At 43.0% G+C, this 23,823-nt stretch carries 19 protein-coding genes; 12 read left to right on the top strand and 7 right to left on the bottom strand.

Annotated elements, in window-relative coordinates:
- Positions 1 to 133: 133 nt before the first annotated feature.
- Positions 134 to 4,018, bottom strand: coding sequence for a phosphoribosylformylglycinamidine synthase (gene purL / locus EXT43_RS01830; RefSeq protein ID WP_062566441.1), 3,885 nt, complete (start codon positions 4,016 to 4,018; stop codon positions 134 to 136).
- Positions 4,019 to 4,329: 311 nt separating this feature from the next.
- Here purL and mltF point away from each other — a divergent pair, with 311 nt between their 5' ends.
- Both mltF and EXT43_RS20640 read left to right on the top strand, forming a co-directional pair.
- The gene (gene mltF / locus EXT43_RS01825) at positions 4,330 to 5,799 is read left to right on the top strand and encodes a membrane-bound lytic murein transglycosylase MltF (RefSeq protein WP_062566442.1); all 1,470 of its coding nucleotides are present in this window, start codon (positions 4,330 to 4,332) and stop codon (positions 5,797 to 5,799) included.
- A gap of 94 nt (positions 5,800 to 5,893) precedes the next feature.
- A complete protein-coding gene (locus EXT43_RS20640; protein WP_165385080.1) occupies positions 5,894 to 6,064 on the top strand; it encodes a hypothetical protein in 171 nt (56 codons plus the stop codon).
- On the opposite strand, the gene tadA is transcribed toward EXT43_RS20640, so the two are convergent.
- Positions 6,065 to 6,562 carry a tRNA adenosine(34) deaminase TadA gene (gene tadA / locus EXT43_RS01820; protein ID WP_054560975.1) on the bottom strand — a complete coding sequence of 166 codons (498 nt, stop codon included), beginning with the start codon at positions 6,560 to 6,562 and terminating at the stop codon, positions 6,065 to 6,067.
- A gap of 180 nt (positions 6,563 to 6,742) precedes the next feature.
- Here tadA and EXT43_RS01815 point away from each other — a divergent pair, with 180 nt between their 5' ends.
- The gene (locus tag EXT43_RS01815) at positions 6,743 to 8,047 is read left to right on the top strand and encodes an inosine/guanosine kinase (protein WP_054560976.1); all 1,305 of its coding nucleotides are present in this window, start codon (positions 6,743 to 6,745) and stop codon (positions 8,045 to 8,047) included.
- Between the two features lie 6 nt (positions 8,048 to 8,053).
- Here EXT43_RS01815 and glsB read toward each other — a convergent pair whose 3' ends face one another.
- The 5 genes from glsB to ftsY all read right to left on the bottom strand — a co-directional run bounded on the left by glsB (position 8,054) and on the right by ftsY (position 13,877).
- On the bottom strand, positions 8,054 to 8,974 hold the full coding sequence (gene glsB, locus EXT43_RS01810; protein ID WP_054560977.1) for a glutaminase B: 921 nt from the start codon (positions 8,972 to 8,974) through the stop codon (positions 8,054 to 8,056).
- Positions 8,975 to 9,067: 93 nt separating this feature from the next.
- Positions 9,068 to 9,931: an RNA polymerase sigma factor RpoH gene (gene rpoH, locus EXT43_RS01805; protein ID WP_054551048.1), complete on the bottom strand. Its 864-nt coding sequence runs from the start codon at positions 9,929 to 9,931 to the stop codon at positions 9,068 to 9,070.
- A 225-nt stretch (positions 9,932 to 10,156) separates the two neighbouring features.
- On the bottom strand, positions 10,157 to 11,143 hold the full coding sequence (gene ftsX, locus EXT43_RS01800; protein ID WP_054551047.1) for a permease-like cell division protein FtsX: 987 nt from the start codon (positions 11,141 to 11,143) through the stop codon (positions 10,157 to 10,159).
- Positions 11,140 to 11,817, bottom strand: coding sequence for a cell division ATP-binding protein FtsE (gene ftsE, locus EXT43_RS01795; protein WP_054560978.1), 678 nt, complete (start codon positions 11,815 to 11,817; stop codon positions 11,140 to 11,142). Before ftsE ends, ftsX begins: the two co-directional genes overlap by 4 nt.
- A 53-nt stretch (positions 11,818 to 11,870) precedes the next feature.
- Positions 11,871 to 13,877, bottom strand: a complete 2,007-nt coding sequence (gene ftsY, locus EXT43_RS01790) for a signal recognition particle-docking protein FtsY (RefSeq protein WP_130166219.1) — start codon at positions 13,875 to 13,877, stop codon at positions 11,871 to 11,873.
- Between the two features lie 209 nt (positions 13,878 to 14,086).
- On the opposite strand from ftsY, the gene rsmD reads away from it, so the two are divergent.
- The 9 genes from rsmD (at position 14,087) to purH (ending at position 23,722) form a co-directional block, all read left to right on the top strand.
- Complete coding sequence (gene rsmD, locus EXT43_RS01785) at positions 14,087 to 14,704, top strand: 16S rRNA (guanine(966)-N(2))-methyltransferase RsmD (RefSeq protein ID WP_062566443.1); 618 nt, start codon at positions 14,087 to 14,089, stop codon at positions 14,702 to 14,704.
- A gap of 145 nt (positions 14,705 to 14,849) precedes the next feature.
- Positions 14,850 to 15,065, top strand: a complete 216-nt coding sequence (gene rpsU, locus EXT43_RS01780; protein ID WP_002957797.1) for a 30S ribosomal protein S21 — start codon at positions 14,850 to 14,852, stop codon at positions 15,063 to 15,065.
- Positions 15,066 to 15,086: 21 nt separating this feature from the next.
- Positions 15,087 to 15,533 carry a GatB/YqeY domain-containing protein gene (locus EXT43_RS01775; protein ID WP_054551044.1) on the top strand — a complete coding sequence of 149 codons (447 nt, stop codon included), beginning with the start codon at positions 15,087 to 15,089 and terminating at the stop codon, positions 15,531 to 15,533.
- A gap of 136 nt (positions 15,534 to 15,669) precedes the next feature.
- Positions 15,670 to 17,421: a DNA primase gene (gene dnaG, locus EXT43_RS01770; RefSeq protein ID WP_062566444.1), complete on the top strand. Its 1,752-nt coding sequence runs from the start codon at positions 15,670 to 15,672 to the stop codon at positions 17,419 to 17,421.
- A gap of 123 nt (positions 17,422 to 17,544) precedes the next feature.
- Positions 17,545 to 19,404, top strand: a complete 1,860-nt coding sequence (gene rpoD, locus EXT43_RS01765) for an RNA polymerase sigma factor RpoD (protein ID WP_062566445.1) — start codon at positions 17,545 to 17,547, stop codon at positions 19,402 to 19,404.
- Positions 19,405 to 19,468: 64 nt separating this feature from the next.
- On the top strand, positions 19,469 to 20,350 hold the full coding sequence (gene prmA, locus EXT43_RS01760; RefSeq protein ID WP_055020740.1) for a 50S ribosomal protein L11 methyltransferase: 882 nt from the start codon (positions 19,469 to 19,471) through the stop codon (positions 20,348 to 20,350).
- A gap of 271 nt (positions 20,351 to 20,621) precedes the next feature.
- On the top strand, positions 20,622 to 21,593 hold the full coding sequence (gene dusB / locus EXT43_RS01755; RefSeq protein ID WP_054560983.1) for a tRNA dihydrouridine synthase DusB: 972 nt from the start codon (positions 20,622 to 20,624) through the stop codon (positions 21,591 to 21,593).
- A gap of 21 nt (positions 21,594 to 21,614) precedes the next feature.
- Positions 21,615 to 21,905, top strand: coding sequence for a DNA-binding transcriptional regulator Fis (gene fis, locus EXT43_RS01750; protein WP_002957804.1), 291 nt, complete (start codon positions 21,615 to 21,617; stop codon positions 21,903 to 21,905).
- A 230-nt stretch (positions 21,906 to 22,135) separates the two neighbouring features.
- Positions 22,136 to 23,722: a bifunctional phosphoribosylaminoimidazolecarboxamide formyltransferase/IMP cyclohydrolase gene (purH, locus tag EXT43_RS01745; protein ID WP_054551039.1), complete on the top strand. Its 1,587-nt coding sequence runs from the start codon at positions 22,136 to 22,138 to the stop codon at positions 23,720 to 23,722.
- The last annotated feature ends 101 nt before the right edge of the window (positions 23,723 to 23,823 follow it).

Genomic DNA, 23,823 nt, shown 5'->3' with positions numbered 1-23,823 from the left:
AAACTCTCCTTGCCTTTGAACTTACACTTACTAGCACCATTATAAACAAAAAGGCTGCACTTAATAGTGCAGCCTTTTTAGTTTAAACGGTTTGTATGAACCTAGCTTGTATAGCTAGGTATATAGCTAAGTTTTAGCCAACGTTTTTACGTGCGTTGCGGAACATACGCATCCATGGGCTATCTTCACGCCACTCATCTGGGTGCCATGAGTTAGCAACAGTACGGAATACACGCTCTGGGTGCGGCATCATAACCGTGGCACGACCATCAGTAGAGGTAATACCTGTGATACCTTCAGGCGAGCCGTTCGGGTTAGCTGGGTATTGCGTTGTTGGGTTACCGTAGTTATCAACAAACTTCACTGCCACAGTGCCTGACTCAAGCGCAGCTTTAACTGCATCGCTGTTAGCGAATTCAGCATGACCTTCACCATGAGAAACAGCGATAGGCATACGAGAACCAGCCATACCGTTAAAGAATACTGATGGGTTTTCTTGCACTTCTACAAGGCTAAAGCGAGCTTCAAAGCGCTCTGACTTGTTGGTTACAAAACGTGGCCAGTGCTCAGTGCCTGGGATCAATTCTTTCAATGTTGAAAGCATTTGACAGCCATTACACACACCTAGGCTGAATGTATCTTCGCGGTGGAAGAAGCTTTGGAACTGCTCACGCGCCATCTCATTAAATAAGATTGACTTAGCCCAGCCTTCACCTGCGCCTAATACGTCACCGTAAGAGAAACCACCACATGCCACTAAGCCTTTAAATTGCTCAAGTGTTAAACGACCTTCAAGGATGTCGCTCATGTGTACGTCAACCGCTGCAAAGCCAGCGCGGTTAAATGCCGCAGCCATTTCTAAATGAGAGTTAACACCTTGCTCACGTAGAATCGCCATTTTCGGCTTCGCACCAGTTGCAATGTAAGGCGCAGCAACGTCTTCGTTTAAGTCAAAGCTTAGTTTTACGTTTAGACCTGGGTCTTTTGCGTCAAACTTAGCGTCAAATTCTTGCTTAGCACACTCTGGGTTATCGCGACGTGCTTGCATTTGGTAAGTTGTTTCTGCCCAAATAGTGCGAAGCTCAGTACGCGTGTGGTTAAGTACCACATCATCACCACGAGTGAATACCACACGGTCATCAGCGTTTAATGCACCAATTTCATGGCTGATAGCTGCTAAGCCGTGATCAGCAAGAACGGCTTTCACTGCATCTAAATCAGCATTAGCCACTTGGATAACCGCACCTAGCTCTTCATTATAAAGTGCTTCGATGTCTGAACCTGTAAGGCCTGCAAGGTCAACAGTAACACCCGTGTGACCAGCAAATGCCATTTCCGCAACAGTTGTGAATAAACCACCGTCTGAACGGTCATGGTAGGCAAGTAACTTGTTATCAGCAACAAGCGCTTGCATTGCTTCATAGAAACCTTTTAATAACTCAGGGCTATCAACATCAGGTGTTACATCACCTAATTGCTTATAAACCTGTGCAAGGCTTGATGCACCCATACGGTTTTGACCCGCACCTAAATCAACTAATAATAGTGATGACTCACCTTTATCAGTGCGTAGCTGTGGCGTTACTGTTTTACGCACATCTTCAACACGACCAAAGGCAGTGATGATTAGTGATAATGGCGCAGTAACCGATTTTTGCTCACCGTTTTCATCCCATTGAGTTTTCATCGACATTGAGTCTTTACCCACAGGGATTGTTAAACCAAGTGCTGGACAAAGCTCTTCACCTACCGCTTTAACAGCTTCGTAAAGACCTGCATCTTCGCCAGGGTGACCAGCTGCGGCCATCCAGTTTGCAGATAGCTTGATATTTTCAAGGCCACCGATGTTAGCACACGCGATGTTCGTTAATGACTCAGCCACAGCTAAACGAGCAGAAGCTCCATAGTTTAACAGTGCAGCTGGTGTACGTTCACCTAGTGACATTGCTTCACCGTGGTAAGTATCAAACGCAGCGGCTGTTACCGCACAGTTTGCTACTGGCACCTGCCAAGGACCTACCATTTGGTCACGAGCAACTAAACCCGTTACCGTGCGGTCACCAATGGTGATTAAGAATGTTTTTTCAGCAATCGTTGGTAGGCGTAATAAACGTTGTGCAGCATCTGCAGCATCAATGTTTGCAACGTCTAATGGTTGTGATTGTGCTTTTTTAGACTCAACTTCGCGGTGCATTTTTGGTGCTTTACCAAGTAAAACATCAAGCGGTAGATCAACAGGGTTGTTACCAAAGTGGCTATCTTCAACCGTTAAGTGACGCTCTTCTGTTGCTTCACCAATAACAGCGTATTCTGCACGCTCACGTTTACAGATTGCTTCAAAGCGCGCGAAGTCTTCTGCTGCAACAGCTAATACGTAACGCTCTTGAGATTCGTTACACCAAATTTCGTGTGGTGCCATACCCGGCTCATCGTTTGGAATATCACGAAGTTGGAATTTACCACCACGACCACCGTCGTCTACAAGCTCAGGGAATGCGTTTGAAAGACCACCTGCACCCACATCGTGGATGAAAGCGATTGGGTTTGCATCACCTAACTGCCAACATTTGTCGATAACTTCCTGACAACGGCGTTCCATTTCTGGGTTTTCACGCTGAACAGATGCAAAGTCTAAGTCTTCGTTTGATTGACCTGATGTCATACTAGAGGCAGCACCACCACCAAGACCGATGTTCATTGCCGGACCACCTAGTGCAATTAGCTTAGCACCTACAGGGATTTCACCTTTTTGAACATGTTCAGAACGAATGTTACCTAAACCACCTGCAAGCATGATTGGCTTGTGGTAACCACGTACTTCTTCACCGTTATGGCTTGATACTTTCTCTTCGTATGTACGGAAGTAACCAAGTAAGTTAGGACGACCAAATTCGTTATTGAATGCCGCGCCACCTAATGGACCTTCAGTCATGATATCAAGTGCATTAACGATACGACCAGGCTTACCAAAGTCTGTTTCCCATGGCTGCTCGTAGCCAGGAATACGTAGGTTAGATACAGTGAAGCCAACTAAACCAGCTTTAGGTTTAGAGCCGCGGCCTGTTGCACCTTCATCACGAATTTCACCACCAGAACCTGTTGATGCACCTGAGAATGGCGCAATCGCTGTTGGGTGGTTGTGCGTTTCAACTTTCATCAAGATTTCGATGTTCTCTTGATGGTATGCGTACTCGCCTTCACTATTCGGGAAGAAACGACCCGCTACAGAACCCTTCATTACCGCAGCGTTATCTTTATATGCAGATAACACGTTTTCAGGGTTTTGCTCGTAAGTGTTTTTGATCATTTTGAACAATGATTTTGGCTGTTCGATGCCATCAATTGTCCAATCGGCGTTAAAGATTTTGTGACGACAATGCTCAGAGTTTGCTTGCGCGAACATGAATAATTCGATGTCGTTCGGGTTACGCCCTAACTTTTGGAAGTTTTCTACCAAGTAATCAATTTCGTCATCTGCAAGCGCAAAACCTTGCTCAACGTTTGCTTTAGCAAGCGCTTCACGGCCACCACCTAAAATGTCAACTGATGACATTGGACGCGGTTCATCATGACGGAATAATTTAGCTGCATCAGCCATATCCGCGTGCGTTGCTTCAGTCATACGGTCATGTAATAACGCTGCAACTTCAGCTGTTTGCTGAGCTGATAAATTACCTTCTACGTAGTATGCAATACCACGCTCAACACGGTGAACTTGGCTTAAGCCACAGTTATGTGCGATGTCAGTTGCTTTTGATGCCCAAGGCGAGATAGTACCTGGACGCGGCGTTACAAGAATTAACGTGCCAGCAGGGGTATGCTCGGCAATTGTTGGACCATAAGTAAGCAGTTTTTCCAGCTTGGTTTGCTCATCAGCTGAAAGCTCGGCTGTAAGATCAGCAAAATGCATGAACTCAGCATAAACGTCAGTGACTGGAAGTTGTGCCTGTTGGCAACGCGCTAAAATTTTCTGAACTCTAAAATCGGAAAGTGCTGGTGCACCACGAAGGATCAACATAGGTATTTTCATCCGGGGTTAGGGATTGAACGATATTTTAGGCGCATATTATAGTGCAAATAACGTCTAGATTTAACTCAAAATTACGCTTTTATTTAAATAATCTTCATAACCGCTTTTATGGTTGCAACAATTAACTATCTTAGTCGTCTTTATTTCTCTGCAGGTACTTGTTCTGTATGACTTATCTACCAGCTGCCTTGTTATAGTTATTAATTTTTAAATAGATAACTAAAACTATTCGCCAAGTGACGTGGCTCAGAAGTTTTGTTATAACACTAAGGTAATGGTTTAAGGGGCATTTATAATCTATGCAAAAGTTACTCGCTATTTTTAGTTTAGTGCTCATGTTATGTGCGTGTGATATGCAACAGCAACCGTCGCAACTTGCTCATATCAAGGCACAGAACAAAATTAGAGTAGGCACATTAGCTGGCGCGAGTAACTACTATCAGGCTCCACAAGGTGTGCAAGGCTTTGAATATGAGCTTGCCCAAGAGTTTGCTGACTATGTTGGTGTAGAGCTCGAGATGGTGCCTTTTTTTAATCTATCCGATATGTTTGCACGCTTAGAAAGTGGCGATTTAGATATTATAGCTTCAGGTCTTACCTATAATACGATTCGGGCAGAGCATTATCGATTTGGCCCAACCTATCGCACAATTAGCCAAAAATTAGTTTACAAACAAGGCCGTACTCGCCCTCGAGAGTTTGAGGATTTAACCGGTAATCTCACTGTTTTAGCCAAAAGCAGCCACTCGTTAGCACTACAACAATTAAAACAACTGCATCCTGAACTTAGCTGGAACGAAACAGAAGATATGGATGAAGAAGAGCTTCTGCAAGCAGTTATAGACGGTGAAATTGATTACACCCTAGCAGATTCACACACCTTATCGCTGTTTCGCCGCTATCACCCAAATTTGAGTATCGGCTTTTCGGTTACCCGTAACGACCCTATCGCTTGGTTACTAAGAAAAGATGGTGACGACTCTTTATATGCCTTGATGGTGCCATTTTTTGGCGACGTTAAGAAAAGCAACCAGCTTTATGTGTTAGAAGAAAAATACTTCGGCCATGTTCGTCAGTTTAACTATGTGAATACCCTTGCTTATATCGAAGCAATAAAAGACACCTTACCTAAATACCAACCTTGGTTTGAGCAATACGCAGGTAACATAGACTGGCGATTACTGGCAGCTTTGAGTTATCAAGAATCAATGTGGAACCCAAGGGCTAAGTCACCAACCGGTGTACGTGGCATAATGATGCTAACCCAAGCAACAGCAAAACAGGTCGGCGTAACAAATCGACTAGAGCCTGAGCAAAATATTAAAGGCGGTGCGCAGTATCTTGCCAAAGTGATTTCTTGGATCCCTGAACGCATTCCGCAGCCCGACAGAACCTGGTTTGCCTTAGCCTCTTACAATGTTGGCTGGGGACACGTCAACGACGCACGTATTATTACCGAGCAAGAAGGTGCAAGCCCCGATAAGTGGGCTGATGTTAAAAAGCGCTTACCGCTTTTAATTAAAAAGCGTTACTATCGAAAAACCAAATATGGTTATGCCCGTGGCGATGTTGCAGTAAAGTACGTTGATAATATCCGTCGCTATTACGACGCACTGGTTTGGCTTGATGAAAATGATGCGATTGCTAACCCAAGCGAAGAAGAACAAAGCACTGAAGAAGCTCAACCTGAAGCGCAAGCGAGCGAACCAAAGCCAAATGACAACACGCAACAAACCAACTCGGAGCAGCAAGAATTAGAAAACAACTAACTTCAAGCACCGAAATCTGTTTACTTGTCATCAAATGATCATTATCTTCCTGTAGAGATCAATATAATGCTTTACTCTCACTTAAGGAGCACTCATGTTAAAAAGAAGACGCACGACACATAAGTTCAAGCGTAATGTTATTTACTCAACGGCGACCCGCCGTCGTATCATGCTACGTAATACACACAAAAAAGTTATTTGGCGTCGCCGCTTATTTGCGATGCAGTTAATGGAAGCACAAGTTCCTGCAACGCCGGTTGTATAACTAGGCGTTGCGAGCAGCCTGCTTTGCCGCCTTTTTCTCTTCTCTACGACGCTTAAAAAACGCTGAAATTACCGCCCCACACTGCTCACTCATAACATCACCGGTTACTTCAACTTGATGATTAAGCCTAGGTTCTTGCAGCAGATTCATAATTGATCCTGCCGATCCCGTTTTGGCATCTTTAGCACCAAATACCAATCGCTTAATACGGCTATGTACCAACAGACCTGCGCACATAGAACAAGGTTCTAACGTAACATACAAGGTGCAATCGATTAATCGGTAGTTATTAAGTACTTTACCTGCTTCGCGGATTGCCATCATTTCAGCATGAGCGGATGGGTCGTTATCGATAATTGAGCGGTTATAACCATAGGAGATCAGTTGATTGTCTTTTACCAGCACAGCACCAACCGGAATTTCATTAATAGCAGCCGCTTCATTAGCGTAGTTTAATGCTTTTTCCATCCAATATTGGTCGCTAAATTGTTCGCTCATATATCACACAAATCTTGTAAAACTGTGAGTAATTATACCTAGTTAGTGAAAAATGTCGGCAATAAATACTGCTACACTTAAAAATTAACGCAAAATTTAGTGGCTTTTTCATGGCTCAATGGACCCATATTGCGCTATAATCTCGCGCTTTTTTTATTTAGCTTACAACACGGGTAGCAAATGAAATTTCCTGGACGCCGCAGGCATAAACATTATTTTCCGGTGGAAGCCAAAGATCCACTGACGAATCAACTTAACTCAACCGACCGACTACAACGTAGTTATATTACGGGTATCGACCAAATTGTGGTAGATATTGAAGCGAAAGTTGATCAAGCTTTCCTAGATGAATTTCAATTGCGCCGTGGCATGTCGCAAGTGATCGATAACGATATTACCAACGCGCTATACGACAGACTAAAACTCGACAATATGATCGATTATGAGTTTGCCGGTGGTACGGTAGGTAACACCATGCACAACTACTCTACCCTAGCTGACGACCGATCAGTACTGTTAGGGGTAATGAGTGAAAATATCAAAATCGGCAGCTATGCATACCGTTTTTTATGTAACACCTCTAGCCGCGTTGACCTTGACTACCTTCAGCCTGTAGATGGCCCTATTGGTCGTTGTTTTACCTTAATTGACGAGACCGGTGAGCGTACCTTCGCAATCAGCGCGGGGCTTATGAATCACCTGCGCCCTGAATCAATCGATCAGGCACTTATTGAGAATTCATCAGCACTGGTGATCAGCGCATACCTAATGCGTACTCAAGGTGATGAAACCATGACAGAAGCGACCATGCAGGCAGTGAAATATGCCAATGATGCAGGTGTCCCTGTGGTTTTAACCCTTGGCACTAAGTTTCTAATTGAACAAGACCCTGCTTGGTGGGCTGACTTTGTAAAAGAGCATGTTGATATTCTTGCTATGAACGAAGAGGAAGGTCTTGCGATTACTGGCTTTGAAGATCCGCTTCTGGCAGCCGACAAAGCGCTAGATTGGACTGATTTAGTTATTTGCACGGCTGGCGAAAAAGGCTTGTTTATGGCCGGTTACGTAGACGACTCATTCAAGCGTGAAACAGAATACCCGTTATTACCAGGCGCGATTGCTGACTTTAACCGTTATGAATTTTCGCGCGCAATGCGTAAAGACGACTGCCAAAACCCAATTCGTGCTTACAGCCACACAGCACCGTTTATGGGCGGCCCAGATAGTATTAAAAATACCAATGGCGCAGGCGATTGTGCTCTGGCCGCGGTACTACATGACTTATCAGCAAACGTTTACCACAAACTTAATGTGGCAAACTCAGCGAAGCATCAGCAGCCTGCTATGACCTACTCATCGCTTGCACAAATTAGTAAATACGCTAACCGTGCAAGTTATGAAGTACTTGTTCAGCACTCGCCACGTTTATCTCGTGGCTTACCTGAACGTGAAGATTGTTTAGAGCAAGTTTACTGGGATCAGTAAGCGCGACTAAAAAATCGAAATATCCAGTTTCTGGGATAAACGCTCAAGAGCCGCTATCCCAGCTACTGAGTTACCATACGAGTTAAGTCTTGGCGCCCACACAGCCACAGTAAATTGATTTGGTAATACAGCTAAAATAGTACCCGACACCCCAGACTTACCCGGCATACCAACACGGTAGCCAAAATCCCCAGCAGCATCGTATAAACCACTGGTAAACAGTAACGAGTTTAACTGCTTATTTTGCCTTGCACTGAGTACTTCTTGGCCATTGGCATCTTTACCTTGGTTTGCTAAGTAATTGTAAGCTTTTGCTAATTCTACGCAGTTTAACTCTATGGCACAGAAGTTAAAGTAAGCCCATAACACATCATCAACTTCATTATTAAAGTTGCCGAATGACTTCATTAGATGCCCCATCGCGGCGTTGCGATGACGAAACTCATATTCAGAATTTGCCACTTTCTTATCAATAACAACCTGAGCATTTCCTGATAACTGACGAAATGACTCAAGCATAGAGTGCATTGGCGCAGATAAACGGCTATATAACGCGTCACAGGTGACAATCGCGCCGGCATTAATAAATGGGTTGCGTGGTATGCCCTGTTCAAACTCAAGCTGTGTAAGTGAGTTAAAAGCGGTGCCTGAAGGCTCTTTACCGACTCGTTGCCACAGCTCATCACCATAACGCTGAAGTGCTAAAGTTAAGGTCATTACTTTCGAAACAGATTGAATTGTAAAACGCGCACTACAATCACCCGCGCAATAGGTTTGCCCATCTACTGTATGAATAGCAATGGCAAACTGGTTTGGCTCAACCTCTGCAAGCGCAGGAATATAATCAGCAACCTTACCTTGGCTCAGTAATGGTTGAACTTCTTTTGTGATTTCATCTAATACATGTTGATAATCAATCTGTGACATACCGCGTCCTTTTAAAACAAAAAGCCCCGCATTTGCGAGGCTTTGTAGTCTACTAAAGATGGTTTGCTATAGCGATTGCTATAGCGATTGCTATTAGCTCATCGCTGATTGCAGTTTTTTCATCGCTGTTTTTTCTAGCTGACGAACACGCTCTGCTGAAACGTTATATTTCTCAGCAAGCTCTTGTAATGTTGCTTTATCGTCAGCTAACCAACGTGCACTTACGATGTCTTGAGAACGTTCATCAAGGGTTTTTAAGGCGCTGAATAAACGTGCATGAGACTGTTCTTGCCATTGCTGCTCTTCGATATCATCAGCAAGGTCAGCACTGCCATCTGTTAAATACTGTACTGGCGAGTATGTGCTTGTCGGTGCGTCGTCATTGTCGTCGCCCGTTAAGTCAAAGCCCATATCTTGGCCACTCATACGTGATTCCATCTCACGTACTTCTTTTTCACTTACACCTAGCTCATTAGCAACTGTGCTAACCTCAGCTTGGTTAAACCAACCTAAACGTTTTTTGTTTTTACGCAGGTTGAAGAATAATTTACGTTGCGCTTTTGTAGTTGCAACTTTCACGATACGCCAGTTTTTCAGTACGTATTCATGAATTTCAGCTTTGATCCAGTGTACTGCGAATGAAACTAAGCGAACACCTACACTTGGGTCGAAACGTTTTACCGCTTTCATCAGACCGATGTTACCTTCCTGAATTAAATCAGCTTGCGGTAAGCCATAACCTGAATAGCTTTTCGCAATATGAGCAACAAAGCGTAGATGCGACATAATGAGTTGCTTCGCAGCTTCAAGATCACCTTCTTCCTGAAGACGTGTCGCCAACTGCTTTTCTTTCTCTGCATCAAGCATAGGAATAGTGCTAACCGCTTGAAGGTAGCCGTCCATACTTGCGCTCTGTTGACCTGCAGTAAGTGCCATTGCGTATAAATCTTTACTCATTTTTCACCTCAGTGATAAACATTTGAAACCATCTTAGCACTCTTTAAGCGAGAGTGCTAACTTCAATTAAAAACTTTTTTAAAGTTCAAATCAAGTGGTTTTTGCATCTATTTTTAGTCTACGCTAACACGCTGAATAAGCGATGAATTCTAGCTTGGAGTGATATTTTGATAAATTAACAGCGACTACTATTTATCGCTAAAAGAGCAGTGTAACAATGAATTGTTACACTTTATCGGGTTCAATTTCTTTTATGTAGCGGTTAACTGATAAGTATGAACCAACAAATCCTAAGCCTGTTGCAAGAGCGACTAAAATGCCAAACTCTGTGAGTGTTAAACCAATCAAGTCAAAGCTGGTTTCATAAACACCCGCAACATCACTTACAGCAGCACCAAGCCACCACATCATTAACGCAACACAAATAAAAGAGAACAAACCGCCAATAATACCGTACCAAATCCCTGTCCATAAAAATGGCGCATGAATAAAGGTGTTTGTCGCCCCAACTAACTTCATAACTTGAATTTCGTCTTTCTTATCCATGATTGATAAGCGGATAGTATTACCAATGATCAGGGTGACGGAGGTTAATAATAGTAGAGCAATGGTGATCACGCTTTCTTTTAATAAACTTAAAAGTGCATTTAATCGCTCAAGCCAAGCAATATCGAGTTTACCAAAATCAACTTCTCTTTCGCCTTCAAGTTTTTGCAGTAATTGTTTTGCCGTATTTGGCTGACGGTATCGTGCTGTCGGCGTAACAATAACAACATCAGGTAACGGGTTCGCATCTAAATATTCAAGTGCTTGGCCAAATCCTGATACTTGTTTAAATTCAGTGAGGGCATCGCCTTTTGATATAAACTCCACTTTATCTACTTCAGGGTAGAGTGCTAAACGCTTAACCAAGGTTTGCGTTTGCTGTTCGCTCATAGTTTCTTTTACGAACAACGAGATCTCTGCGGCATCTTCAAAGCCACTGCTCACTTGCGAGACATTTTTAACCACTAAATAAAGCGTCGCTGGCAGTGTTAAGCTTAATCCCAATACCGCAATGGTCATCAATGAGGCTAAAGGCGTTCGCCACATTTCACCGAGGCTGTGCACACCTTGGCGAATAAGATTAATAAAGAAGAAATAAGGCGCTGCTAAAAATGACTTCTTCTGACGTTCGTTTTGGCTGTTGCGGCTTTTAAACAATAAACTCATAGTGCCCCCTCAGCTAACGGATCGTCAATCATACGGCCATCTTTCAGTGTTAGGCTGCGATAACGCATACGCGCAATTAAACCAATATCATGGGTTGCAATCAGCACGGTTGTACCATGATTATTAAAGTCTTCGAATAAACGTAAAATGTCCATCGAAAGTTCAGGGTCTAAGTTACCAGTTGGCTCATCGGCTAATAGGATTGGCGGTGAATTGACAATAGCGCGAGCAATACCTACACGCTGCTGCTCACCACCTGATAAGGTTGCTGGATTACACTTAGCTTTATCAAGTAACCCTACTTTATCAAGCGCACCGTGAACACGTTTAGCTATTTGCTTATGGTGCGTACCTTCAATGATTAAAGGTAAGGCAACATTATCAAACACTGAGTAACGTTCTAGTAAGCGGTGATTCTGAAAGATGATACCAATATCGCGGCGCACATAAGGGATCTGGCGTGATTTAACAGCATTTAAATCAACACCATTAATAAGCACCTGCCCGGCTGATGGACGCTCCATCAAGCTGATAAGCTTCAATAGTGTACTTTTACCTGCCCCACTGTGCCCGGTTAAAAAGGCCAGTTCGCCAGGCTTAATATGAAAGCTGACTTTTTCAAGGGCACGATGGCCACCTGGATATGTTTTACTGACTTGCTGAAAATTTATCATTTTAGTTATCAATCATCTTGCAGCGAAAAAGGGAGCAAGCTCCCTTTAGTTAATTATGCGTCATCCTCGTCTTGGCTAAATAGTGCATCAATAAAGTCACTACTATTAAAGGTACGTAAATCATCAATACCTTCACCAACACCAATGTAACGAATTGGGATATTAAATTTATCTGCAACGGCGAAAATCACACCACCTTTGGCGGTACCATCTAGTTTAGATAAATTAATGCCCGTTAAACCAACACACTCATTAAATAATTTAACTTGGCTAATTGCGTTTTGACCTGTACCTGCATCAATAGTTAGCATAACTTCATGTGGCGCATCTGGGTCAATTTTCTTCATTACACGGGCAATTTTTTCAAGCTCTTGCATTAGGTTATCTTTATTTTGCAAGCGACCTGCTGTATCGGCGATTAACACATCAACATTACGAGCCTTTGCAGCCTGAAATGCATCAAATACCACTGACGCACTGTCTGCACCTGTATGCTGAGCAATCACTGGGATGCTATTACGCTCACCCCATACTTGTAACTGCTCAACCGCTGCAGCGCGGAACGTATCACCCGCAGCAAGCATTACTGACTTACCTTCGTTTTGGAACTGCTTAGCTAATTTACCAATCGTGGTGGTTTTACCTACACCATTTACACCCACCATTAAGATAACAAATGGCTTTTTATCACCACTTACAACCAGCGGCTGCTCGGCGGTTTTAAGCATACTAGCCATTTCTTGCTTCATTAACTCATATAAAGCATCACCATCTTTTAATTGCTTACGATCAGCGGCATCGGTTAGGTTATCAATCAACTTCATTGTTGTATCAACACCTAAATCGGCTGTTAGTAATTGTGTTTCTAGTTCTTCAAATAACTCATCGTCAATTTTCTTACCACTAAAAATAGACGCAAAGCCTGAACCAATATTAACGCGAGTTTTTAATAGACCTTTTTTAAGGCGTGCGAAGAAACCTTCTTTCTTTGGTTTTTCAGCAGCGGCTTGAGCAGCTTTCTCTTGCTCTACACGCTCAGCTTCTGCTTGTTCTTCAGCAATGCGTTCTTGCTCTAAACGCTCCGCTTCTGCCTTTTCTGCAGCAATGCGTTCTTGCTCTAAGCGAGCTGCTTCCGCCTTTTCTGCAGCAATGCGTTCTTGCTCTAAACGATCCGCCTCTGCCTTCTCTGCAGCAATACGTTCTTGCTCTAGACGATCCGCTTCTGCTTTTTCTGCAGCAATGCGTTCTTGTTCTAAACGTTCCGATTCTGCCTTTTCTGCAGCAATGCGTTCTTGCTCTAAACGATCCGCCTCTGCCTTCTCTGCAGCAATACGTTCTTGCTCTAGACGATCCGCTTCTGCTTTTTCTGCAGCAATGCGTTCTTGTTCTAAACGATCCGCCTCTGCCTTTTCTGCAGCAATGCGTTCTTGCTCTAGACGTTCAGCCTCTGCTTGTTCAGCAGCGATACGTTCTTGCTCCAAGCGAGCAGCTTCTGCCTTCTCTGCAGCAATGCGTTCTTGTTCTAAACGCTCCGCTTCTGCCTTTTCTGCCGCAATACGTTCTTGCTCTAGACGTTCTGCCTCGGCCTTCTGCGCAGCAACTTGCTCGGCTTCACGCTGCGCCTGTTCTGCTGCAGCACGCTCTTGCTCTAATTTCATTGCTGCTTCTTGCTCAGCAAGACGAGCTTGTTGTTCTTGACGTTGTTGTTCTGCCGCTTGCTGCTCTTGAGCTAAACGTTCAGCTTCTGCTTGTTCTGCCGCAATGCGTTCTTGCTCTAAACGCTCAGCTTCTGCTTTTTCTGCCGCAATGCGTTCTTGCTCTAGACGCTCCGCCTCTGCCTTTTCTGCAGCGATACGCTCTTGCTCTAGACGCTCAGCCTCTGCGTTTTCTGCCGCAATGCGCTCTTGCTCTAAACGCTCCGCTTCTGCTTTTTCGGCTTCAATTCGCTGTTGTTCTTCTATTTGCTTCTGGTTATCAGCCTCTTTTGCTGCTTGCTCTGCTTGTTGCTTATCTGATTTGCCAAAACCAAACCAAGACAGGAATTTACTTTTTTTTGCCATACTTGCTAATAACCACTTATAAAAATCTGATAAACTTACATGAATAATAGTTTGGTGACAGTTCAGCTTTTAAGCCAAACATAAACAGGTACCATCTATCGCTAAGGTCGCAATACTATCACTTTTAGCGCAGTAGAAAAATGACGCGCTAGCTATTGCATACAATATTATCTGAGCTAGTGGTCAGTTACCAATGATTAGTGAGTTAAATGAGAAAAAAATCAACAGCTAACCGCCAAGCTAAAGCAGCGAACAATAAATCAGCAAATGGTTTTATTCGTATTATAAGTGGGCAATTTCGCGGTAGAAAATTACCCGTAAAAGATGTGCAAGGCTTGCGCCCAACCACAGACCGAATAAAAGAAACTGTATTTAACTGGCTAATGCAAGATACCCGAGGCGCAGCGGTACTCGATTGCTTTGCCGGTTCCGGCGGTTTAGGTTTTGAGGCGTTATCGCGCTTTGCTGATCATGCTGTGTTTTTCGAACTAGATAAAGGCGCCGCTAGCCAACTAAAAGAAAACATTAGCACCCTTAAATTGGATAATGCAGCCGTAAAACAAGGCAATAGCCTTTCATTATTAGAACAAAACACGCAAAACGAGCAATTTGATCTAATTTTTGTTGACCCACCATTTCGACAAAACTTAGCTGAAAAAAGTTGTTTTTTACTCGAAAAAAATAACTGGCTATCTGCTCAAGCACTTATATATGTTGAGGTCGAAAGCGAACTAAGCGACCTAGATACTCCAGATAACTGGATGCTTTTAAAAGAAAAAGCTGCCGGACAAGTGATTTGTCGGCTATATCAACGCGAGACAAATTAACTCTGTTTTGCAAACCTAGTTTCTGTTAATATTATTCTTTACATGTGGTGTTGCTTCGGATTACAATACCGCACCATTTTTGAACCACTTGGTCGTTATTCGATCAACTTGAGCAACGCTCATTATTTAGGTAGGTGAATTTTTAATGCCAGTAATTAAAGTAAGAGAGAACGAACCGTTTGACGTAGCACTTCGTCGCTTCAAGCGTTCATGTGAAAAAGCAGGTATCCTTTCAGAAGTTCGTCGTCGCGAGCACTATGAAAAACCAACAGCTGAGCGTAAGCGTAAAAAAGCTGCTGCAGTAAAGCGTCACATGAAGAAGCTTTCTCGCGATAACGCACGTCGCGTTAAATTATACTAATCAGTATTTGGTCTTGTATAAATGAGCCTTTTATTAACGCTAAAAGATGCGCAAAAAGATGCGATGAAGGCAAAAGACAAAGAACGTCTTAAACCTATCCGCATGGTACTTGCTGCAATCAAGCAACGTGAAATTGACGAGCAAATTACGCTTGACGACGACGGTATTACCGCTGTTTTAGTAAAGCTTGTTAAGCAACGTCGCGATTCTTACACCCAGTACATTGATGCGGGTCGTGAAGATTTAGCTGAAATTGAAGCCAGTGAGATTAAAGCACTTGAAGAATTCTTACCTCAACAATTGAGTGAAGAAGAAATCATTGCTCTTATTGACTCGGCTATAGCTGATACAAACGCAGCGGGTATGCAAGACATGGGTAAGGTAATGGGAGTTATCAAAAGCAAAGCTGAAGGTCGTGCCGATTTAGGTAAGATTTCTGGCTTAATCAAGCAACGATTAACTGCCTAACCCCCACATACAGATGTATGATTCAAGCAAACCGAGCCTAGTGCTCGGTTTCTTGCTTTTAGTCTTTCATAAACACAGTAATTGTGTTCAAATCTTATTTTACAACGCATAGATAGCGCAGGAAAATACAACAGCTATGGCCGGAAAGATCCCTCGACAGTTTATTGATGATTTACTTGCTCGCACAGATATTGTTGAGTTAATTGATTCGAGAGTTGGCCTTAAAAAAGCAGGTAAAGACTACCAAGCCTGTTGCCCATTCCATAACGAAAAATCACCTTCATTTACCGTTTCTCAAGATAAACAGTTTTACCACTGCTTTGGTTGTGGTGCCAATGGCAATGCAATTTCGTTTGTCATGGAATACGACAAATTAGAGTTCGTTGACGCCATTGAAGAATTAGCGAGTATGCTCAATTTAGACGTACCTCGCGAACAAGGCACAAGTTCAGGCCCACAACGCACCGCAGAACAAAAGCGCTCCGATTACGATTTAATGTTACATGCTGCTCGCTTTTATCAGCATCAGTTAAAGCATCATGCCAACTCAAAAACGGTTATCGACTATATCAAGGGCCGTGGTTTAAGTGGTGAAACAGCGAAAAAGTTCATGATTGGTTATGCGCCAAGTGAATGGGAAGCGCTATGCCAGCAACTTGGCCGCAACAAAGAACAAAAAGAGCAGCTTGTAGAACTAAAACTAGCCTCTGAAAAGTCGCCTGGTCGCCAATTTGACTTCTTCCGTGATCGACTCATGTTCCCTATTCGCGATAAACGCGGTCGGGTGATTGCCTTTGGTGGCCGTGTTATGCAAGCGGATCAAGGTCCTAAATACCTTAACTCACCAGAAACCCGTATTTTCCATAAAGGCTTTGAGCTATATGGTTTATACGAAGCCAAGCAAGCACATAAAAAACTTGAACATATTTTAATTGTTGAAGGTTATATGGATGTTGTTGCTTTAGCTGAGCAAGGCATCGAATATGCCGTTGCCGCCCTTGGCACAGCAACGACCGCAGAACATATGCACACTTTATTTAGAACCACAGATAAAGTGATTTGCTGCTACGACGGTGACCGTGCTGGCCGCGATGCTGCTTGGCGTGCACTAGAAAATGCACTGCCTTATCTTGGTGATGGTAAGTCGTTAAAGTTTGTGTTTTTACCAGATGGTGAAGACCCTGATTCACTGGTACAACAAGAAGGTAAAGACGCTTTCGAAGCAAGGTTAAGCGAAGCGGATGATTTTACTAAGGTGCTGTTTAATAAACTCAGCCAAGAGATAGACCTTACTCAAGACGCAGGTAAAGCAAAGCTCCTTAGTGATGCCCTGCCACTAATTGAAAAAATCCCTAGTGATTTTTACCAAGAAAATATTTTGGAACATCTTGGCCGCTTAATTGGTCGAACAAGAGAGCAATTAAATAATCGCGTTAAGTCGCCAAAGCAACAGCATGCGATTGAGCGTAAATTTAAAATAACGCCGATGCGCCAAGCGATTGGTATTTTATTACAACACCCAAATTTGGCGACCAGCATTGCTTATATGCCAGAGTTAGCTGAGATGAAAATAGCCGGTATTGAGCTATTTTTACGCATTCAGCACTTAGCACTAGAACGTGAAGGTATCACGACGGCACAAATTTTAGAGTCATTTAGGGATGGCGCTGAATATGACGCGCTAGTGAAACTAGCAACTTGGCAGCACCAAATAAATGACGATCGTTTAGAGACGGTTTTTAAAAATACTTTTAAATTTATTGAAGACCAGTGTTTAAATTATCGACTAGAGACCCTATTAATAAAAGACAAGACCCAAGGCTTAAGCAGCGAAGAAAGGCTAGAATGCCACTTACTGACGCAAGCGTTAAAAGGCAGCAACAGCTAGTCAGAATTGAATAATGCTGTTATACTGTGCTATTCACTGCGTCTAGTTAGTTTTCGTGTCGCTTAATTAGTAAGCGAGCTGGCGCCTGTTGTATCAACTTTCAGAGTGGAAGAATAAATCTCTATGGATCCAACTCCTCAGTCACAATTAAAGCTTCTGATTCAAAAAGGTAAAGAGCAAGGTTATTTAACTTTTGCAGAAGTTAATGATCACCTTCCACAAGACATTATCGACTCAGATCAGGTAGAAGATATCATTAGCATGATTAATGATATGGGTATCAAGGTAAGCGAAAACGCACCTGATGCCGATGAATTAATGATGCAAGAAACAACGACAGACGAAGACGCAGCAGAAGCCGCGGCAGCTGCACTTGCGACTGTAGAAAAAGAGATCGGTCGAACAACTGACCCTGTACGTATGTATATGCGTGAAATGGGTACTGTTGAACTTCTTACGCGTGAAGGCGAAATCGTAATCGCTAAGCGTATTGAGGAAGGTATTAACCAAGTACAGATTTCAGTTGCTGAATACCCTGAAGCAATTACTTATCTACTAGAGCAATGGGACAAATTCGAAGCTGAAGAAATGCGCTTAAGCGATATTATCTCTGGCTTCTTTGATCCTAATAATGAAGACGAATCACAAATTTCTGCAACACACATCGGTTCTGAGTTAAACGAAGAGCAACTCGACGAAGAAGACGACGAAGACGATGATGACGAAGATAGTGATGATGATAGCGATGATGATAGCGATGGCGACACAGGTCCAGATCCTGAAGAAGCCCGTATTCACTTCGAAAACTTACGTGAGCTTTATAACAAAGCACGCGAAACGTTCGAAGAAAAAGGTCGCTCACACCCTGATTCACTTGAAGCTATTGCAGAAATCGGCGAACTATTTAAAACATTTAAATTAGTGCCAAAACAGTTTGACCGCATGGTTAACAACATGCGTGAAATGATGGACCGCGTTCGTGTACAAGAACGTATCATCATGAAGCAAGCTGTACAAATTGCTAAGTTACCGAAAAAGAACTTCATCAAGCACTTTGCAAATAACGAAACAGACACAAGCTGGATTGACCTTGAGATTGCTGCAAACGAGAAATACTCAGTAGCACTTGAATCAGTTAAACCAGAAATAATTCGTTGCATCAGCAAACTAAGTGCAATTGAAGAAAGCACAGGTCTTAGCATCGAACGAATTAAAGATATCAACCGTCGTATGAGTATTGGTGAAGCGAAAGCCCGCCGTGCGAAGAAAGAAATGGTTGAAGCGAACTTACGTCTTGTAATTTCAATTGCGAAAAAGTACACCAACCGTGGTTTACAGTTCTTAGACCTTATCCAAGAAGGTAATATTGGTCTAATGAAAGCGGTTGATAAGTTCGAATACCGCCGTGGTTATAAGTTCTCAACTTATGCAACATGGTGGATCCGTCAAGCAATCACACGTTCGATTGCTGACCAAGCACGTACCATCCGTATTCCTGTGCACATGATTGAGACGATCAACAAATTAAACCGTATCTCTCGTCAAATGCTACAAGAGATGGGTCGTGAGCCGAGCCCAGAAGAATTAGCTGAGCGTATGTTAATGCCTGAAGACAAGATCCGTAAGGTACTTAAAATCGCTAAAGAGCCAATTTCAATGGAAACACCAATCGGTGATGATGAAGATTCGCACTTAGGTGACTTCATTGAAGATACCACTATCGACTCACCTATTGATTCTGCAACCATGGAATCACTACGTGGCGCAACAAACGATGTACTAGCGGGCTTAACAGCACGTGAAGCTAAAGTACTACGTATGCGTTTCGGTATCGACATGAACACTGACCATACATTAGAAGAAGTAGGTAAACAATTTGACGTAACACGTGAGCGTATTCGTCAAATCGAAGCGAAAGCGTTACGTAAATTACGTCACCCTTCTCGCTCTGACTTACTAAAAAGCTTCTTAGATGCTAAGTAATTTAGTATCGCGTTATTAACTAAAAGGCCGCTGTTGCGGCCTTTTTTCTATTCGAGAGATATTCATGGCTTGGATCCAAATTCGCATCAACGCAAATGCAGACAACGCAGAATTAATCAGCGACTTACTCATGGACACTGGCAGTGCGTCAGTCACCTATGTTGATGCCAAAGATACCCCTATTTATGAGCCAAAACTTGGTACTGTGCAGTTATGGGCTGATACCACTGTGATTGGCCTGTATGACGCTAACCATGATATGGACAGCGTAGTAGCAACATTAAATGCTGAAGCAACACTCGCCGATAAGCTCGTTTATAAAATTGAACAGCTTGAAGATAAAGATTGGGAGCGTGAGTGGATGGATAACTTCCACCCTATTCAATTCGGTGAGCGCTTATGGATCTGCCCAAGCTGGCGCGATATTCCAGATCCTGATGCGGTTAATGTATTGCTCGACCCTGGCCTTGCTTTTGGTACAGGCACCCATGCAACGACTGCGCTTTGTTTAAAATGGCTAGAAAGCCAAGATTTAACAGGTAAAACCGTGGTCGACTTTGGTTGTGGCTCAGGTATTTTAGGAATTGCGGCGATCAAACTCGGCGCTGAACGTATGATCGGTATCGATATAGATCCTCAAGCCCTTGAAGCAAGCCGCGATAATGCAAAACGTAATGGCGTTGCAGATAAACTTGAAGTGTATTTACCTGAAGATCAGCCAGAATTTACAGCCGATATTGTGGTTGCAAACATCTTAGCTCAACCACTTCGCGAACTACATGAAGTGATTTTAGGTCTTTTAAAACCGAATGGTAAAATTGCTATGTCAGGTATTTTAGAAGAACAAGCTCAGTCTGTAGCCGATGTTTACGCCCCGTTTTTAGCACTTGATGACGTGGCTGTTGAGGGTGAATGGACCCGAGTCAGCGGCATCAAGAAAGCCTAAATAGCACTAGAGTATTTACTCAAACATAATAGGTAAAGCCAGTATTTAACAGGCTTTACCTTATTTTTACAGTTAGTAGTTTCTCACTTTTTTGTGAGTAAAAAATTTTTCTGTTCAAATATCAAACAAATCAACCTACCCGTCAAACTGTTATCAAAAGTCAATACGAAAAGGGCAAAAAAAAGTCACTTTTGTTCAATTTATAGCCTTTGATTTTTGTAAAAAAAGCCGTAAACTTAGCGCCCCTTGAAAAGAGGCCAATTGAATAACAGTGCGTATCGGTTCATACCAACTTGAGAACAATGTAATTGTCGCGCCAATGGCAGGCATTACAGACAGACCATTTAGACAACTTTGCCGTCGCTTAGGTGCGGGCCTTGCTGTTTCTGAAATGCTCTCGTCAAACCCGAAAGTATGGAAAACTGAAAAATCGATGAACCGTATGGATCACAGCGGTGAGTCGGGAATTCGTTCGGTGCAAATCGCCGGAGCCGATCCTGAGCTTATGGCACAGGCAGCACAATTCAATGTCAGCAATGGTGCACAGATCATAGATATCAATATGGGGTGCCCAGCTAAAAAAGTGAATAAGAAACTCGCAGGCTCTGCCTTATTACAGTTTCCTGAATTAGTACAAGAGATACTCGATGCCGTTGTTAATGCTGTCGATGTCCCTGTCACTTTAAAAATCCGTACCGGATGGGATCAGGATAACCGTAATGGTGTCGAGATTGCGAGAATAGCTGAACGTTATGGCATTGCCTCACTGGCAGTACACGGGCGAACGCGCGCATGTATGTATAAAGGTGAAGCAGAGTACGCCACAATTAGGGATATTAAACGTTCAGTGTCTATCCCTGTCGTTGCCAATGGTGATATTACTTCACCAGAAAAAGCAAAGCAGGTTTTGGATTATACGGGTGCAGATGCCATTATGATTGGTCGAGCCGCCCAAGGTCGCCCTTGGATTTTTAGGGAGATAGACCACTATTTGCGAACTGGAGAACATTTGCCAGCACCTGAAATTTCAGAAGTGCGCAGCATTTTGATGGAGCATTTAGACAATCTTCATCAGTTTTACGGGGAGCCAATGGGAGCGCGTATCGCTCGAAAGCATGTATCTTGGTATTTGCAAACCCATGACAGTGACGGTCAGTTTAGGCGAGTATTTAATGCGTTAGATAACCCACAGGCACAAGTCGACGCATTAGAAGAATACTTTAAAACACTAGCAGCTAACTAAGAAAGAAAGAGACATATAACGATGTTCGAACAAAACGTGACTTCTCCATTTATCACAAACCCTCATGTACAGTCACACGAGAAACCACAGCCGTTGCGTGATGCAGTGAAAAAAGCTGTTCATCACTACTTAAAGCAACTTAATGGTCAAGACGTACAAGACGTATACGACCTTGTTCTTTCTGAGCTAGAAGCACCATTACTTGAAGAAGTAATGACGTACACGCGTGGTAACCAAACTCGTGCTGCAATCTTACTAGGTATCAACCGTGGTACTTTACGTAAGAAACTTAAAAAGTACGGCATGAACTAATACCCGTTATATTGAATCCGTAATCAGTTTAACGAGCCATCGTTATAATTGCTTACAGCTTCATAGTAACTGGTAATAAGTTATTTGAAAAAAGCACCTTAGGGTGCTTTTTTTATAGCTGTTAAAAACTATGCAAAATCCTCACGCTTTAAACGTCGTTTTTTAAAGCAGATTCAGTTAAAATACCGCCTTTCTAAGCTAGCTCAAACATTGAGGTAATCAAAACTACAATGGATACACATCGTCCAATTCGTCGCGCACTATTAAGTGTGTCAGATAAAACCGGTATCGTTGAATTTGCTCGCGCTCTTGAAGCACAAGGCGTGGATATTTTATCAACTGGCGGTACTTGCAAATTACTTGCTGATAACGGCATCAAAGTCACTGAAGTATCTGACCATACTGGTCACCCTGAGATCATGGATGGTCGCGTAAAAACACTTCATCCAAAAATTCACGGCGGCATCTTAGCGCGTCGCGGTCAAGATGAAGACGTAATGAGCGAGAACAACATCTCTGCTATCGATATCGTTGTAGTTAACTTATACCCCTTCGCAAACACTGTTGCGAAAGAAGACTGCAGCCTAGAAGATGCGATTGAAAACATCGATATCGGTGGTCCAACTATGGTTCGCGCTGCGGCGAAAAACCATAAAGACGTAACTATCGTAGTTAATGCAAAAGATTACGACCGTGTGATCAGCGAAATGCAAAGCAACAACGGTTCAACAACTTATAAAACACGTTTTGATCTAGCTATTGCTGCTTACGAGCACACAGCTCAGTACGATGGCATGATTGCAAACTACTTCGGCAAAATGGTTCCTGACTACACAGAGGAAGCTGCTGAAGAGACTAAGTTCCCACGCACTATCAACATGCAGTTCACTAAAAAGCAAGATATGCGCTACGGTGAGAACTCACACCAAGACGCTGCTTTTTATGTTGAAAACGACTTAACTGAAGCATCTGTTGCGACTGCAGTTCAACTGCAAGGTAAAGCACTTTCTTACAACAACATTGCTGATACTGACGCAGCATTAGAGTGTGTAAAAGAATTCGACGTACCAGCGTGTGTTATCGTAAAACATGCGAACCCTTGTGGTGTGTCAATTGGTGACAACATTCTTGAAGCCTATGATCGTGCATTCAAAACTGACCCTACATCAGCATTTGGTGGCATCATCGCATTCAACAAAGAGCTTGATGCAGACACAGCTGAAGCAATTGTTGCTCGTCAATTCGTTGAAGTTATCATTGCACCTAAAGTATCTGAAGCAGCTGCACAAATCGTATCTGCTAAGCAAAATGTTCGTTTATTAGAATGTGGTGAATGGACGGGTAATGCAACAGGTCACGACATCAAGCGTGTTAATGGCGGTATTCTAGTTCAAGACCGCGACCTAGGCATGGTAACGCAAGGCGACCTTAAGGTTGTATCTAAGCGTCAACCAACTGAGCAAGAATTAAAAGATTTATTATTCTGCTGGAAAGTAGCTAAATTCGTTAAGTCTAACGCAATTGTTTATGCACGTGACGGTATGACGATTGGTGTAGGTGCAGGTCAAATGAGCCGCGTTTACTCAGCGAAAATTGCTGGTATCAAAGCTGCTGACGAAAACCTTGAAGTAAAAGGTTCAGTTATGGCATCGGATGCATTCTTCCCATTCCGTGACGGTATTGATGCAGCAGCAGAGGCTGGCATCACAGCAGTTATTCAACCAGGTGGTTCAATGCGCGATGAAGAAGTTATCGCTGCAGCTGACGAAGCTGGTATGGCAATGGTATTTACAGGTATGCGCCATTTCCGCCACTAATCACATAAAGGGTTAAGCACATAGCTTAACCCTTTTTGTTTGCCACAAATTCACGTATTCTGATTAATAATAATAATTACCCATATAATGAAGGAACAGAT

Origin of the sequence: Pseudoalteromonas sp. CO109Y (genome assembly GCF_004208935.1) — a bacterium.
Classification (GTDB): Bacteria; Pseudomonadota; Gammaproteobacteria; order Enterobacterales; family Alteromonadaceae; genus Pseudoalteromonas; species Pseudoalteromonas shioyasakiensis.
This window is presented reverse-complemented; position numbering and strand designations above follow the sequence as displayed.